This window comes from Aequorivita nionensis (genome assembly GCF_046352995.1).
Taxonomy (GTDB): Bacteria; Bacteroidota; Bacteroidia; order Flavobacteriales; family Flavobacteriaceae; genus Aequorivita; species Aequorivita nionensis.
Genome location: NZ_CP130281.1, coordinates 30,001 through 44,839, shown reverse-complemented (window position 1 = coordinate 44,839; position 14,839 = coordinate 30,001). Strand labels below are relative to the sequence as shown.

Genomic DNA, 14,839 nt, shown 5'->3' with positions numbered 1-14,839 from the left:
TTTATTAACGATTTGAGGGTTTTGTTAACATGAATCTGAATTCTGAATTCATAATTCAGAATTCAGAATTATAAGGTTATCTTTGCCCCCTCAATAAAAATTGCTGAATGCACTTTAAATTAGAAGCCACAGATTTACAAAGCAGCGCTCGCGCCGCAACAATAACTACTGATCACGGGGTGATTGAAACCCCAATTTTTATGCCCGTTGGTACCGTTGGTACCGTAAAAGGTGTTCATCAACGTGAGTTGAAACATGACATTAACCCAGACATTATTCTTGGGAATACTTATCATTTATACTTGAGGCCGCAAACACCGGTTCTCGAAAAAGCTGGTGGGCTTCATAAATTTATGAATTGGGACCGAAATATTTTGACTGATAGTGGCGGATATCAAGTGTATTCACTTTCGGCAAATCGGAAAATTAAAGAGGAAGGTGTAAAATTCAAAAGTCACATTGACGGCAGTTACCACGTTTTCACTCCTGAAAATGTGATGGAAATCCAGCGTACCATTGGCGCAGATATAATCATGGCTTTTGATGAATGTACGCCTTATCCATGCGAATACAATTACGCTAAGCGATCGATGCACATGACGCATCGTTGGTTGGACCGATGCATAAAACATTTGGAGAAAACGCCTTTAAAATATGATTACGGCCAAACTTTTTTCCCAATAGTTCAAGGAAGTACCTATAAAGATTTAAGAAGGCAATCCGCAGAATATATAGCTTCCGTTGGCGCGGAAGGTAATGCGATTGGAGGACTTTCGGTAGGCGAACCCGCGGTTGAAATGTATGAAATGACTGCTGTTGTTACTGAAATTCTTCCGAAGGAAAAACCGCGTTATTTAATGGGCGTGGGGACTCCAGTGAATCTTTTGGAAAACATCGCCTTGGGAATTGACATGTTTGATTGCGTAATGCCAACCCGAAATGGGCGGAACGGCATGCTTTTTACTTCCGAAGGGATTATCAATATCAAAAACAAAAAGTGGGAAGCAGATCTTTCAGTAATTGACCCAATGGGAATTACTTGGGTAGATACAGATTATAGCAAAGCCTATCTTCGCCATTTATTTACGGTAAACGAAATGCTGGGAAGACAAATTGCCACCATCCACAATCTTGGATTTTATTTATGGTTGGTTCGTGAAGCCAGAAAACATATCTTAGCGGGTGATTTTGCCGAATGGAAAAACGGTATGGTAAAGAAACTGGATCAAAGATTGTAAAAGATGCTCAGCATACTGGATAGATACATATTAAAGAAATATTTGGGCACTTTTTCGCTCCTTTTGCTTCTTTTTATACCTATCGGAATCACGGTCCATCTCGCTGAAAAGATTGACAAAATTCTCGAAAACGAAGTGCCGATGACAGAGGTACTTATCTATCTCTACAATTTCACTATCTACTTTGCAAACCTACTGTTTCCACTGTTTCTTTTTCTTTCTGTAATATGGTTTACTTCAAAGCTGGCTAACAATACAGAGGTTGTCGCCTTTTTGAGTAGCGGTGTTTCCTATTATCGGTTTCTTCGTCCCTATATTATTGGGGCAACCATTGTATGTGCGGCGGCACTGGTTTTCAGTATGTATTTAGCGCCAAAAGCGAGCAAGGGTTTTAATGAATTCGCTTTCAAATATTTCAATAAAGGAAGAAGCGATAGGGACCAAAGCAATGTTTATACGCAGATAAATGACAACGATTATATTTATGTAAGTTATTTTAATGTAACTGAAAAAATAGGCAGCAATTTTACCTTGGAACATTTTGAGGGTAATAAAATGACCTATAAAATTGCTGCGGGACAGATAAAATTCAATGATAAGGATAGTACCTATACACTCTTTAATTATAGCAAGCGGAAAATTGGAGAAACCAATGATATATTAAAAACCCAGCACAAACTGGATACTGTTTTTGCTTTTTCTATGGAGGATTTGACTCCGGTAACTTACATTGCTGAAACATTGAATTTCACAGAGCTTAATGATTTTATTAAAAAGGAAAAAGCACGTGGTTCGTCATATATCAATCGTTACGAAGTGGTTAGATATAAACGTTGGAGCTTGCCGGTTTCAGCATATATACTCACGGTTATTGCCGTTGCGGTTTCCTCTGTAAAAAGACGTGGAGGGATGGGGGTTAACCTTGCCATTGGCATAAGCATTGGAATGGTCTTTATATTTTTCGATAAAATTTTCGGTACCATGGCCGAACAAAGTTCATTTTCTCCATTTATAGCAACTTGGTTCCCAAATTTTGTATTTGGTATATTGGCAATTTATCTATTAAGAAATGCGAAACGATAAGCTCCTTAACTATTTACACCTACATTTTATAGTTTTCATTTGGGGTTTTACCGCTGTTTTGGGTGCTTTGATTTCTTTGGAAGCAATTCCATTGGTTTGGTATCGGATGCTTTTGGCAACCTTCATTATTTTTATATTTCTTAAATACAGAAAGGAAAAACTGAAATTTTCGCTTAAAACATTAAGCGGGTTTGCCTTAGCGGGAATAATTATTGCGTTGCATTGGCTCACTTTTTTTGGAGCAATAAAGGCTTCAAATGTTTCGGTAACCCTTGCAGTACTTTCAACAGGTGCTTTTTTTGCTTCACTTTTGGAACCTCTTCTTTATGGTAGAAAAATTATTTTCTATGAAGTATTATTCGGATTGATTGTAATAGTTGGGCTATATATTATTTTTGATGTGGAAGCTTCCTATACCTTGGGAATCATTTTGGCATTGTGCTCGGCATTTTTAAGTGCGCTTTTTTCAGTAATTAATGGAAAATTTGTACTTAAGCATAAGGCTTCAGCTATTTCCTTTTACGAACTAATGTTTGGAGTTTTGGGAATAAGTATCTATTTAGCTTTTGCAGGAAGATTTACAACAAAATTTTTCACTGTATCTGCCCACGACTGGATCTATCTTATAATATTAGCATCAGCTTGTACGGCCTATGCTTTTATAGCTTCTATTCACGTTATGAAATGGATTAGTCCCTATACAGTCATGCTAACCATTAACCTTGAACCAGTGTACGGTATCATTTTGGCACTCATTGTTTTGGGCGATTCTGAAAACATGAGCCCCCAATTTTATTATGGAGCGGTTATAATATTGCTGACGGTAATTGCCAATGGTATCATTAAAATTACGCAGGAAAGAAAACGAAGAAGATTGTCTAACACCTAAAACAAAATTTTATCTTTGTACACCAACCTTTATAAAACGAAGGAAAAAATTATGGAATATCTTGATTTTGAACTCCCTATTAAAGAATTACAGGAACAATACGAAAAGGCTTGCCTAATTGGAGCTGAAAGCGATGTTGATGTTTCCAATACCTGTAAACAGATTGAAAAGAAACTGAACGACACCAAAAAGGAAATCTATAAAAACCTCACACCGTGGCAGCGTGTGCAGCTTTCCCGTCATCCAGATCGTCCTTATACAATGGATTACATTAATGCTATTTGTGGAGATTCCTTTTTGGAGCTTCACGGAGACCGAGGTTTTAAAGATGATAAAGCAATGGTTGGTGGCCTCGGAAAAATTGGCGACCAAAGTTATATGTTCGTTGGCCAGCAAAAAGGATATAATACAAAAACCCGCCAATTCAGAAATTTTGGAATGGCAAACCCAGAGGGCTATAGAAAAGCCCTGCGCTTAATGAAATCTGCAGAAAAATTCAACATGCCAGTGGTGTGTTTTGTGGATACCCCAGGAGCATTTCCAGGACTGGAAGCAGAAGAACGCGGACAAGGAGAAGCCATTGCTAGAAATATTCTGGAAATGACTCGATTAAAAGTGCCGATTATTGTTGTGATAATTGGAGAAGGAGCAAGTGGCGGTGCCTTGGGAATTGGAGTTGGTGATAAAGTATTGATGCTTGAAAATACTTGGTATTCGGTAATCTCTCCAGAAAGCTGTTCTTCTATACTTTGGCGAAGCTGGGAATTTAAAGAACAAGCGGCAGAAGCCTTAAAACTTACCGCAAATGATATGAAAAAATTAAAGCTTATTGATGAAATTATAAAGGAACCTTTAGGGGGTGCACATAGCGACCGAGAGAAAACTTTTAGAACAGTTTCAGCTACAATTGAAAAGCAATATAAAGCATTAAAAATGTTATCACCAACAGATTTAGTGAAAAACAGAATGGAAAAATATTTAGAAATGGGCGAGTTCAAAAGTTAAATTGTACTATAGCTTTACATTACGTAAATTCGAGGTGAGAGCCTCGGATTTTTTTTTGGATATTAACAATATTTTGAAGTTTTCAACAGTTCAATTGTTGATGAATGGTTAATATCGCACTATCAAAAGTCATTCCTTCCTCTTAACATTTTATTTACATTCGCATAATGGAAAAAATCAAACCTCATACCAGTTTTTCAACCCGTTCCGCACAAGTCATATCGCTTGAAAAAGGAAAAATACCACCGCAAGCACTTGATTTAGAAGAAGTTGTGCTTGGTGCCTTGATGATTGACAAAAAGGGAGTTGATGAGGTAATAGATATCCTACATCCTGAAGTTTTTTACAAACAGGCACACCAACATATTTTTGAAGCCATTCATAATTTGTTTGAAGACAGCCAGCCAGTGGACTTATTAACCGTTTCTACGAAACTCAAGAAACAAGGAAAGCTGGAACTTGTGGGAGGTGAATTTTATTTAATTCAATTGACCCAAAAAGTATCTTCTTCAGCACATATTGAGTTTCATGCGCGAATCATTCTTCAGAAATACATTCAACGAAGTCTGATAAAAATTTCAAACGAAATAATTGAAGATTCCTATAATGAAGGCACCGATGTTTTTGACCTTTTAGACAATGCCGAAGCAAAATTATATGAAGTTACGCAAGGAAATATAAAACGTTCTTCTGAAACTGCACAGAACCTTGTAATTCAAGCTAAGAAGAGAATTGAGGAGATTGCTAACAAAGAAGGACTTTCCGGAATCCCTTCAGGTTTTACGAAGGTGGATAAGCTAACTTCGGGCTGGCAGCCAAGTGATTTAATAATCATTGCCGCCCGTCCTGGTATGGGTAAAACAGCCTTGACGCTTTCAATGGCTCGAAATATTGCCGTGGAACACAACATTCCTGTTGCATTTTTCTCTCTGGAAATGTCTTCCGTACAGCTCATAACACGTTTAATTTCTTCGGAAACGCAATTGAGTTCAGAAAAACTACGTACCGGAAACCTTGAAAAACACGAATGGGAACAGCTTAACGTAAAAGTGAAAGGACTGGAGAAAGCACCACTTTTTATTGATGATACGCCTTCTCTTTCCATTTTTGATTTACGCGCAAAGGCAAGAAGACTTTCTTCCCAACACGGTATCAAACTTATAATTGTAGATTATTTGCAATTAATGACCGCTGGAGGAAGCCAAAAAGGAGGGAATCGCGAACAAGAAATTTCTACTATTTCAAGAAACCTCAAAGCTTTGGCGAAAGAATTAGCCATTCCGGTAATTGCACTTTCCCAACTTTCCCGCGCCGTTGAAACCCGTGGCGGAAGCAAACGACCGTTGCTTTCCGATCTTCGTGAATCTGGAGCGATTGAGCAGGATGCAGATATTGTTTCCTTTATTTACCGTCCCGAATATTACAAAATTGACGAATGGGACGATGAGGAACACACACCAACAGCTGGTCAGGCAGAATTCATAGTTGCAAAGCATCGTAACGGTGGTTTGGATGAAATCCGTTTGAAGTTTATCGGCCATCTCGGGAAGTTTGAAAGCCTAGATAACTTTGATACGCCAACGGAAATTCATTCAAGGATGAATGATGCCGCAAATGATGATACATTTAAAACCAAAAACCTGCCTTCTCCAAACGAAGCTTTCGGAAGTTCGATGAACGATGATTTTTCCATTGAAGAGGATAATGATGTGCCGTTTTAATAATTTGTAGGTACTTTGGCTTAAAAATTGTCGTTATATTCGCACGATGCAACGTTTCACTTTAATCATATTCTTAGTATTCTTTTCCATAAAAGCTTCGGCTTCATACATTCTTATTCCAATGGATGCCGAAAGCCAAAAGGAACATTTAAAAGCCTACGGAATTACTTATTGGGTGCTTGAAAAGCAGCAAAAAGTGAAATGGTTACTAAACTATCGCGGCGGTTCTTTTTTGATGCCAGATTCCCCCGAAATTCAAAAGGAATGTCAGATTCGTGGAGTTTCCTTTGAAGTGATTTCGGATAGTAAAACTGAACAAATACTTACGGATATTAGTAGTCCTTCAAAAAATATGGACGCCGTTGTTTTAGAGAAATCGCCAAAAATTGCAGTCTATTCCCCAAAAGGAAACCTTCCATGGGATGATGCCGTGACTATGGTTTTAACGTATGCGGAAATTCCATACACTGTAATTTATGATGAAGAAGTTTTGGGAGATCAATTGATTCTTTATGATTGGCTGCATTTGCACCACGAAGATTTCACTGGCCAATATGGAAAATTTTACCGCGCCTATCGTTCCGCACCTTGGTATATTGAAGAAAAAAATAAGGCAGAAGCGCTTGCTGCAAAACTGGGCTATAATAAGGTTTCCGAAGAAAAGCTGGATGTTGCAAAAAAGATTCGCGATTATGTAATTGGCGGCGGCTTTATGTTTGCAATGTGTAGCGCTACGGATAGTTTTGATATTGCCCTTTCCGCCGAAGGCGTTGATATTTGCGAACCGATGTTTGACGGTGACCCAAGTGAACCTGGATATCAAAGTAAAATTGATTACAATAAAACCTTTGCTTTTAAAGATTTTATATTGGAACGGAGCCCAATGGTCTATGAGTTTTCAAGTATTGATATGACTGAAAAACGAAGGATTGCAAAGGAAAGTGATTACTTCACATTAATGGATTATTCAGCAAAATGGGACCCAATCCCGACAATGCTTTGCCAAAACCACACTGCTTTGGTAAAAGGTTTTATGGGACAGACCACGTCTTTTGACCCAGATGAAATTAAAAGTAATGTTTTGGTGATGGGCGAAAACAAAACCAATGGCGAAGCGCGATACATTCACGGAATAAAAGGAAAAGGTTTCTTTACTTTTTACGGCGGCCACGACCCCGAAGACTATCAGCATAGAGTAGGGGATGCAAAAACTGAATTGGCGCTACATCCCAATTCACCAGGTTATCGGCTTATTTTAAATAATGTATTGTTCCCCGCGGCAAAGAAAAAGAAACAGAAAACCTAGGTTTTCTTTAAACTATTGTAGTAATCTTTGGGAGGCAAAACCGTAATTTCAACTCTCCGGTTTTGTTGTTTATTTTCTTCAGTATCATTTGGAAAACGAGGTTTCGTTTCCCCGTAAGGTTTTATCTCGAATTCATAAAGAGATTCATCACCGAAAATTTCTCTCAATCTCTCTTTTACAGAAATACATCTGTTTTCAGAAAGCGTCATGTTTGAAACTTCATCACCATCGCTATCCGTGTGCCCTTGAATTAAAATAGTTGCTTTGTCAATTTTTTCGATTGAAGTTTTGAGGGAATCGAGACTTTGTTTAGCTGATTCTTTTAAGTCATATTGAGCAACATCAAACAAAACATCGGCATTGATAGTAAGTTTTATAACACTGTTTATTGCGCCAATAGCGTCGATATCGGCACCAGCACTTTTGCTTTTACAGAGGTCTTTTAAATCAGTAATTCGAAGAAAATAGAAAACAGTTTCATCATCAATTCCCGCCTTACTCAAATCTATTGAGGATTTTCCGCCAGCAATTTTCCCTGCATAAACCCAATCAATCCCATTTTGGGAAATTTCTACTTTTGCAGGCTCTTGGGATGGCCCAACTTCAAAAAGATAGAGGTCGTCACCCGGAAGGTTCATAAAACCATTATCTGTAAATTCTACGGTTAAACTTCCGCCACAACCTAAGGATATAAAATTTGGGGTTTGATAATTTTTGTAGTTCGGTTCGTTAAGACATTGTATGCTATCCCTATATTTTTGAATGGGAGCGGGCGCCCCAACCTTATATTCAATCAGCTTATCGGCAAAGGAAATTTTTCCCAAGGGAAGATAGATGGATTCATACCTGTCAATGCGATACCGTTTTCCTGTTCCTTTTTGGGCGAAGAGAAAATTCCCTGAAATAAAAAGAATTATAAAAAGAAGAAATCCGGAGCGTGGCATCGATCTATTTTTAACGAAGATACTGAAACTTCTTTATTTGAATTTGGAGCATAAAAAAACCGCCTCATTGCTGAAGCGGTTTTTAGGCGAAATAATATAGTTTATAAATGTCTTATTTTACTTGTTTTACGATTGCGGCAAAAGCCTCTGGGTGGTTCATAGCCAAATCTGCCAAAACCTTACGGTTAAGCTCGATTCCACTGTTTTTTAAACTTCCCATAAATTGTGAATAAGACATTCCATGCTGTCTTGCTCCCGCGTTGATACGGGTAATCCATAAGGATCTGAAATTTCTCTTTTTTGCACGACGGTCACGGTATGAGTAAAGCATAGCTTTGTCCACAGCGTTTTTAGCAACCGTCCATACATTTTTACGTCTTCCAAAGAAACCTTTGGCTTGTTTAAGAACCTTTTTTCTGCGGGCTCTCTTCGCAACTGAATTTACTGATCTTGGCATAATTTTGATTTTTTTGTAGCAGGCGATTCATCTTTGTGAATACTTTTATTGCACTACTCCAGGGTTTAAATAATTGTTTTAACCGGTGTAACAATTACTTCATTCGAAGCATTTGTTTCACATTACTCTCGTCTGCTTGGTGTACCAAACCGTCGTGAGTTAATTTAAGCTTACGTTTTTTAGACTTCTTTGTTAAGATGTGGCTTTTAAACGCATGCTTTCTTTTGATCTTACCTGTACCTGTAAGCTTAAAACGCTTTTTGGCACTGGATTTTGTTTTTTGTTTCGGCATGTTTCCTACTTTTTATTTATTACTTCGCTTTATTGTAAACTTCAAATCGATTAAAATTTGAAAATATTCTTTTTTGTGTGAATCAATCCTGATTAATGAAAACTGGGACTGATTACTTTTTCTTGGGGGCAATGAACATAATCATTCGCTTGCCTTCCAGTTTTGGCATTTGCTCCACTTTTCCGAATTCTTCAAGGTCTCGGGCAAGACGCAAAAGTAAAATTTCACCTTGGTCTTTGTAAATGATTGAACGTCCTTTAAAGAAAACATACGCTTTCAATTTAGAACCTTCCTGCAAAAATTTTTCGCCGTGTTTCTTTTTAAAATCGTAATCGTGATCATCTGTATTTGGACCAAACCTGATTTCCTTAATGGTTACCTTGGTTGCTTTTGCCTTTAAGACTTTTTCACGTTTTTTCTGTTCGTAAACAAACTTTTTATAGTCTATTACTTTACAAACGGGAGGGTTTGCATTTGGTGAAATTTCCACAAGATCAAGTTCTTGCTCTTCAGCAATTTCACGTGCTTTTTTTAAAGGATAAACTCCTATTTCAACATTGTCTCCTACAAGGCGGACTTCTTCTGCACGAATCTTTCCATTGATTCTGTGTTGATCTTCCTTAATTATCCTTGCGGGTCCTCTACTTCTTTTTCTTCGTATTGCTATGGCTTACTAATTTTAGTTAAACATTAAATTCTTTCGATTCGTCTTTTACTGCTTGTTGAATCAATTCTGAAAAAGCTTTTGGCGTCATTACGCCCAAATCGCCTTCCCCGTGTTTACGTACAGAAACCGTTCCATCTTTTTCTTCCTGCTCGCCAACAATCAACATATATGGGATTTTGTTCATTTCAGCCTCCCTAATTTTCTTGCCAATTGTCTCGTTCCTATTATCAACAAGGGCGCGAATTTCGTCATTTTCAAGCAAATTTAAAACTTTTTGTGAGTATTTTTCATATTTTTCACTTAATGACAAAATACTTACCTGTTCAGGCATTAACCAAAGTGGGAAGTTTCCGCCGGTATGTTCCAATAAAATTGCTACAAAACGTTCCATACTTCCGAAGGGTGCACGGTGAATCATTACCGGACGGTGCGTTTCATTGTCACTGCCTTTGTATTCCAACTCAAAACGTTCAGGAAGGTTATAATCTACTTGAATTGTGCCCAACTGCCAGCTTCTTCCCAGCGCATCCTTCACCATAAAATCCAGTTTTGGACCATAGAATGCAGCTTCGCCGTATTCAATTTTATAATCAAGTCCTTTTGATTCCGCGGCATTTATAATTGCTTTTTCTGCTTTCTCCCAGTTTTCAAGACTTCCTATATATTTTTCAGGCTTTTCTGGATCGCGCAATGAAACTTGGGTATAGAAGTTTTCAAATCCTAAAGAACCGAAAACGTATAAAACCAAGTCAATTACTTTTTTGAACTCCTCATCCAATTGGTCGGGAGTACAGAAAATGTGCGCATCATCTTGAGTGAAACCTCGAACACGTGTTAAACCGTGTAATTCGCCACTTTGTTCGTAACGATAAACCGTTCCGAATTCTGCAAATCGCTTTGGAAGATCTTTGTAGGACCAAGGCTTGCTATTATATATTTCACAGTGATGCGGGCAGTTCATAGGTTTCAATAAAAATTCTTCACCTTCTGCGGGTGTGTGTATCGGTTGAAAACTATCCGCACCGTACTTAGCGTAATGTCCGGAAGTTACATAAAGTTCCTTTTGGCCAATATGTGGCGTTACAACCATTTCGTAACCTGCTTTTTTCTGCGCTTTCTTTAAGAAATTTTCAAGGCGTTCGCGAAGCGCAGCACCTTTTGGTAACCAAAGCGGAAGCCCTTGTCCAACTTTTTGCGAAAATGTGAAAAGTTCAAGTTCCTTTCCTAACTTTCGGTGATCCCGTTGTTTGGCCTGTTCCAGTAGTTCCAGATATTCAGTTAAATCTTTTTGCTTCGGAAAACTGATGCCGTAAATTCTGGTAAGCTGTTTATTCTTTTCGTCACCTCTCCAATAGGCTCCGGCAATGCTCATTAATTTAATGGCTTTTACAATTCCTGTATTCGGAATATGCCCGCCACGGCAAAGATCAGTAAATGTATCGTGGTCGCAGAAAGTAATCGTTCCGTCTTCCAGATTTTCAATCAGCTCTACTTTATATTCGTTGCCCTGCTTCTTGTAATAATCAAGAGCATCTGCCTTTGAAGATTCGCGTATAGAAAATTCGTGTTTACCACGAGCTATTTCCTGCATTTTGTCTTCAATCTCCTTTAAGTCTTTTTCTGAAATGGTTTTGTCGCCAAAATCCACATCATAATAAAAACCATTTTCGATAGCTGGGCCAATAGTCAATTTGATTCCCGGGTACAATTGCTCCAAAGCTTGTGCTAGTATGTGTGCAGAGGAATGCCAGAACGCTTTTTTCCCTTCGTCATTGTTCCAGGTATATAACACCAAGCTTCCATCTTCCGTTAATGGTGTGCTGGATTCAATAGTTGCACCATTGAAGGATGCCGAAATAACGTTCCGCGCGAATCCTTCACTAATATTTTTGGCTACATCCATAGGCGTAACTCCTGCATCAAAATGCTTTACACTTCCGTCTGGTAAGGTAATGGCTATCATATACTGAAAAATTTTAGGGTGCAAAGATACTATTAGTTTCGGCGGTTTGCAATATCCTGTTTATTGATTATTGTTATTTTTTGGGCGTTCCCGAGAACCGTTTTGCGGTTCTCGGTCAGGCTTTCACTGCTCGCTTCCCAATGCACTCTTTTAGGGCATTGGGAGAGCTCAAACATGCCGTTCAATCCTTAACGCGACCGAAATTGATGAAATAGTATATATATTAAGGTAAAAAGAACCCATAAATTTATTTTTCAAGCTAAGTTAAAGCTTTTCAAATGCTTAGTTAATTGATAAAAAAATATTTTAAAATAAACGTCAATTAAGTTTGTGGGATTGAAAAAGCAATCTATATTTGCACCCGCTTAGAAGAACAGATACAGACGTTCAAAAAAGCAAAAAACAACGCTCTTAAAAATTTTTGAAATATTTTTTAAAAAGTATTGCAGGTTTAAAAAAGAGTTGTACATTTGCACCCGCTAAAACAATGAGTGACTATAAAACACGATTTGAAAGCGAGCAAAATCAGAAACAAAAGTTCATTGAGATATTGAAATTGACAGCGTAGATTGGCTATCGAAAGGTAGTTGATCAACAAAGAAAACTAAACTAAGTGAGAATTCCTGAATTTTTTTGAGAGTCGGGCTCTTTTGGTGTATGGTCGCAATATTATTGAAGATTATACGATGAAGAGTTTGATCCTGGCTCAGGATGAACGCTAGCGGCAGGCCTAACACATGCAAGTCGAGGGGTAGAGGGAGCTTGCTTCCTTGAGACCGGCGCACGGGTGCGTAACGCGTATGCAATCTGCCCCCTACAGGGGAATAGCCCAGGGAAACTTGGATTAATGCCCCATAGCCCATATTGAGAGCATTCGATATATGGTAAAGATTTATCGGTAGGGGATGAGCATGCGTACCATTAGCTAGTTGGTGTGGTAACGGCACACCAAGGCAACGATGGTTAGGGGCCCTGAGAGGGGGATCCCCCACACTGGTACTGAGACACGGACCAGACTCCTACGGGAGGCAGCAGTGAGGAATATTGGACAATGGGCGGGAGCCTGATCCAGCCATGCCGCGTGCAGGAAGACTGCCCTATGGGTTGTAAACTGCTTTTTTACGGGAAGAAACACCCCCACGTGTGGGGGCTTGACGGTACCGTACGAATAAGGATCGGCTAACTCCGTGCCAGCAGCCGCGGTAATACGGAGGATCCAAGCGTTATCCGGAATCATTGGGTTTAAAGGGTCCGTAGGCGGGCGTCTAAGTCAGTGGTGAAATTCTGCAGCTCAACTGTAGAACTGCCATTGATACTGGTCGCCTTGAATCGTTGTGAAGTGGCTAGAATATGTAGTGTAGCGGTGAAATGCTTAGATATTACATAGAATACCGATTGCGAAGGCAGGTCACTAACAACGCATTGACGCTGATGGACGAAAGCGTGGGGAGCGAACAGGATTAGATACCCTGGTAGTCCACGCCGTAAACGATGGATACTAGCTGTCCGGCCTGCATTGGTAGGCTGGGTGGCCAAGCGAAAGTGATAAGTATCCCACCTGGGGAGTACGTTCGCAAGAATGAAACTCAAAGGAATTGACGGGGGCCCGCACAAGCGGTGGAGCATGTGGTTTAATTCGATGATACGCGAGGAACCTTACCAGGGCTTAAATGTAGTCTGACAGGATTGGAAACAGTCTTTTCTTCGGACAGATTACAAGGTGCTGCATGGTTGTCGTCAGCTCGTGCCGTGAGGTGTCAGGTTAAGTCCTATAACGAGCGCAACCCCTGTCGTTAGTTGCCAGCATGTAAAGATGGGAACTCTAACGAGACTGCCGGTGCAAACCGTGAGGAAGGTGGGGATGACGTCAAATCATCACGGCCCTTACGTCCTGGGCCACACACGTGCTACAATGGCAGGTACAATGGGCAGCCACTGCGCAAGCAGGAGCGAATCCACAAAACCTGTCTCAGTTCGGATCGGGGTCTGCAACTCGACCCCGTGAAGCTGGAATCGCTAGTAATCGGATATCAGCCATGATCCGGTGAATACGTTCCCGGGCCTTGTACACACCGCCCGTCAAGCCATGGAAGCTGGAAGCACCTGAAGTCCGTCACCGCAAGGAGCGGCCTAGGGTGAAGCTGGTAACTGGGGCTAAGTCGTAACAAGGTAGCCGTACCGGAAGGTGCGGCTGGAACACCTCCTTTCTAGAGAAAGACGACCGAAATTCAACAAGAGAAGGCTCTTATATTGAAAAACGAGGGGTCTTGCTTGGTTTAGCTGTCAATTTTAAAATATTATGGTCAACAGGTCAAGTCTCAGTATATCAAAACTGGATGCTGAACACTGAACATTGGGGCCGCTTACAGAGTCCCATAGCTCAGCTGGTTAGAGCGCTACACTGATAATGTAGAGGTCGGCAGTTCGAGTCTGCCTGGGACTACAGCCGAAATCGGAGCAGAAATCGAGATCGGAGTTTGAAAAAAATATTTCTTCGGGAATATAAGTTCATAAACACATATTGAAAGGAAATTTTAGAAGTTGGGTATCCCAAGTTGACGTATAAGTCATCAATTAACTGATAACTGTTAACTGATAACTGGCAACTGAAACAAATGGGGGATTAGCTCAGCTGGCTAGAGCGCCTGCCTTGCACGCAGGAGGTCATCGGTTCGACTCCGATATTCTCCACCACGGACAACAACCGTCGTCTTCCATTAGCTGCCCGTTATCCGGGCCTGGGAACGCGGGGATCCAGACAGTTCATTGACATATTGGAAACAAAGAATACGAGAAAAGTAATAATTAAAAAAGTTTACAGTCTCAGTTCACAGTTGGCGGTTTTACTGCCTACTGCTACTGAATGCTGTATACTTAAATTTTGAACAACTCATTAAAAGAGCAAAAAGTACAATAAGCAAAATAAGGGCGTATGGGGAATGCCTAGGCTCTCAGAGGCGAAGAAGGACGTGATAAGCTGCGAAAAGCTGCGGGGATTGGCACATACAAGTTGATCCGCAGGTATCCGAATGGGGCAACCCACCATATTGAAGATATGGTACCCGAAAGGGGGCAAACCCGGGGAACTGAAACATCTAAGTACCCGGAGGAAGAGAAAACAATAGTGATTCCGATAGTAGCGGCGAGCGAAATCGGATTAGCCCAAACCGGTACCGTTACGGCGGTGCCGGGGTTGTAGGACCACGACATTTGGTGCTTTACGAATAAGAACACGTTGGAAAGCGTGGCCATAGACGGTGATAGCCCGGTATTA

The 14,839-nt window shown here is 40.0% G+C and carries 11 protein-coding genes, 2 tRNA genes and 2 rRNA genes (1 of these 15 cut by a window edge); 10 read left to right on the top strand and 5 right to left on the bottom strand.

What is annotated here, in order from left to right; genetic code table 11:
* Nucleotides 1-107: 107 nt before the first annotated feature.
* From tgt to Q2U82_RS00185, 6 genes are all read left to right on the top strand, one after another.
* Nucleotides 108-1,238 carry a tRNA guanosine(34) transglycosylase Tgt gene (gene tgt, locus Q2U82_RS00210; RefSeq protein ID WP_410005775.1) on the top strand — a complete coding sequence of 377 codons (1,131 nt, stop codon included), beginning with the start codon at nt 108-110 and terminating at the stop codon, nt 1,236-1,238.
* Nucleotides 1,239-1,241: 3 nt separating this feature from the next.
* Entirely contained in the window at nt 1,242-2,321 is a 1,080-nt protein-coding gene (locus Q2U82_RS00205; RefSeq protein WP_410005774.1) for an LptF/LptG family permease, read from the top strand.
* Nucleotides 2,308-3,210: a DMT family transporter gene (locus Q2U82_RS00200; RefSeq protein ID WP_410005773.1), complete on the top strand. Its 903-nt coding sequence runs from the start codon at nt 2,308-2,310 to the stop codon at nt 3,208-3,210. Before Q2U82_RS00205 ends, Q2U82_RS00200 begins: the two co-directional genes overlap by 14 nt.
* Before the next feature lie 51 nt (nt 3,211-3,261).
* Nucleotides 3,262-4,215 (top strand): acetyl-CoA carboxylase carboxyltransferase subunit alpha, encoded by a 954-nt coding sequence (locus Q2U82_RS00195; protein ID WP_410005772.1) that lies wholly within the window; start codon nt 3,262-3,264, stop codon nt 4,213-4,215.
* Between the two features lie 167 nt (nt 4,216-4,382).
* Nucleotides 4,383-5,936: a replicative DNA helicase gene (gene dnaB, locus Q2U82_RS00190; protein WP_410005771.1), complete on the top strand. Its 1,554-nt coding sequence runs from the start codon at nt 4,383-4,385 to the stop codon at nt 5,934-5,936.
* Nucleotides 5,937-6,057: 121 nt separating this feature from the next.
* Complete coding sequence (locus Q2U82_RS00185; RefSeq protein WP_410007100.1) at nt 6,058-7,242, top strand: asparagine synthetase B; 1,185 nt, start codon at nt 6,058-6,060, stop codon at nt 7,240-7,242.
* On the opposite strand, the gene Q2U82_RS00180 is transcribed toward Q2U82_RS00185, so the two are convergent.
* From Q2U82_RS00180 to thrS, 5 genes are all read right to left on the bottom strand, one after another.
* Nucleotides 7,239-8,186, bottom strand: a complete 948-nt coding sequence (locus Q2U82_RS00180) for an OmpA family protein (protein ID WP_410005770.1) — start codon at nt 8,184-8,186, stop codon at nt 7,239-7,241. The two genes, Q2U82_RS00185 and Q2U82_RS00180, sit on opposite strands and share 4 nt — an antisense overlap.
* Before the next feature lie 112 nt (nt 8,187-8,298).
* The gene (gene rplT, locus Q2U82_RS00175) at nt 8,299-8,643 is read right to left on the bottom strand and encodes a 50S ribosomal protein L20 (RefSeq protein ID WP_068762360.1); all 345 of its coding nucleotides are present in this window, start codon (nt 8,641-8,643) and stop codon (nt 8,299-8,301) included.
* Nucleotides 8,644-8,737: 94 nt separating this feature from the next.
* A complete protein-coding gene (gene rpmI, locus Q2U82_RS00170) occupies nt 8,738-8,935 on the bottom strand; it encodes a 50S ribosomal protein L35 (RefSeq protein WP_068762361.1) in 198 nt (65 codons plus the stop codon).
* 112 nt (nt 8,936-9,047) lie between these two features.
* Nucleotides 9,048-9,560, bottom strand: a complete 513-nt coding sequence (gene infC / locus Q2U82_RS00165; RefSeq protein WP_262510806.1) for a translation initiation factor IF-3 — start codon at nt 9,558-9,560, stop codon at nt 9,048-9,050.
* Between the two features lie 58 nt (nt 9,561-9,618).
* Complete coding sequence (thrS, locus tag Q2U82_RS00160; protein WP_410005769.1) at nt 9,619-11,565, bottom strand: threonine--tRNA ligase; 1,947 nt, start codon at nt 11,563-11,565, stop codon at nt 9,619-9,621.
* A 683-nt stretch (nt 11,566-12,248) separates the two neighbouring features.
* On the opposite strand from thrS, the gene Q2U82_RS00155 reads away from it, so the two are divergent.
* From Q2U82_RS00155 to Q2U82_RS00140, 4 genes are all read left to right on the top strand, one after another.
* A 16S ribosomal RNA gene (locus Q2U82_RS00155) occupies nt 12,249-13,772 on the top strand.
* Between the two features lie 162 nt (nt 13,773-13,934).
* A tRNA-Ile gene (locus tag Q2U82_RS00150) sits at nt 13,935-14,008 on the top strand.
* Nucleotides 14,009-14,182: 174 nt separating this feature from the next.
* Nucleotides 14,183-14,259: transfer RNA gene (locus tag Q2U82_RS00145), tRNA-Ala, on the top strand.
* A 217-nt stretch (nt 14,260-14,476) separates the two neighbouring features.
* Nucleotides 14,477-14,839 (top strand): 23S ribosomal RNA (locus Q2U82_RS00140) (it continues 2,469 nt past the right edge of the window).
* The 16S and 23S rRNA genes sit together here with 2 tRNA genes alongside, the layout of an rRNA operon.